We start from the raw sequence: 619 nt of genomic DNA on the forward strand, positions 1-619 counted from the left end.
CGCCCCCGACTGGCGGCCGGCCTATCTGGCCGTGCTCGCCGACCTCCGCCGTGCCCGCGCCGCCAGCGGCCTCACCCAGGCGGAGGTGGCCACCCGCCTCGGCACCCACATGCGCACGCTGCGGCGGTGGGAGAACGGTGAAGGCGATCCGCCGGCCGGCATGTTGTTCCGCTGGGCGGCGGTCGTCGGCGTGGTGGTGACGGTCAATCATGGGGCAAATCTGCCCCATCGGGGAGCGGGCGAGCCGATTGTATTGCGCAATACAACGGCGGCGTCCCTGAGCCGGCTGGTCGAAGGATCATAGCATGCCCCTCCCCACGGCCGAAGCCTATGGCGAGCTGCAAGCCGCCTTCGACCACTTCAACCAGGCGCTCTTTGGCGGCAGCCTGCCGCCCTGTCTGATCAGCCTGCGCACCGAGGGCGCCACCATGGGCTATTTCTCCGGCGGCCGGTTCGTTGCCCGCGCCACTGGTGAGGTCGTCGACGAGATCGCCCTGAATGCCGGTTACTTCGGTGTCGAGCCGATCCGCGAGATCTTGCAGACGCTGGTGCATGAGATGGTTCACCAGTGGCAGCACCACCACGGCAAGCCCGGCCGGGGCCGCTATCACAACCTCGA

The 619-nt window shown here is 68.7% G+C and carries 2 protein-coding genes; both read left to right on the forward strand.

Annotation, left to right across the window (positions count from 1 at the left end):
- Nucleotides 1-304, forward strand: a 304-nt coding sequence (locus ABD056_RS22785) for a helix-turn-helix domain-containing protein (protein WP_343870593.1), incomplete at its 5' end; no start/stop codon positions are given.
- Nucleotide 305: 1 nt separating this feature from the next.
- Nucleotides 306-619, forward strand: a 314-nt coding sequence (locus ABD056_RS22790; RefSeq protein WP_343870594.1) for a SprT-like domain-containing protein, incomplete at its 3' end; no start/stop codon positions are given.

It is taken from the genome of Caenispirillum bisanense (assembly GCF_039523075.1).
GTDB lineage: Bacteria > Pseudomonadota > Alphaproteobacteria > Rhodospirillales > Rhodospirillaceae > Caenispirillum > Caenispirillum bisanense.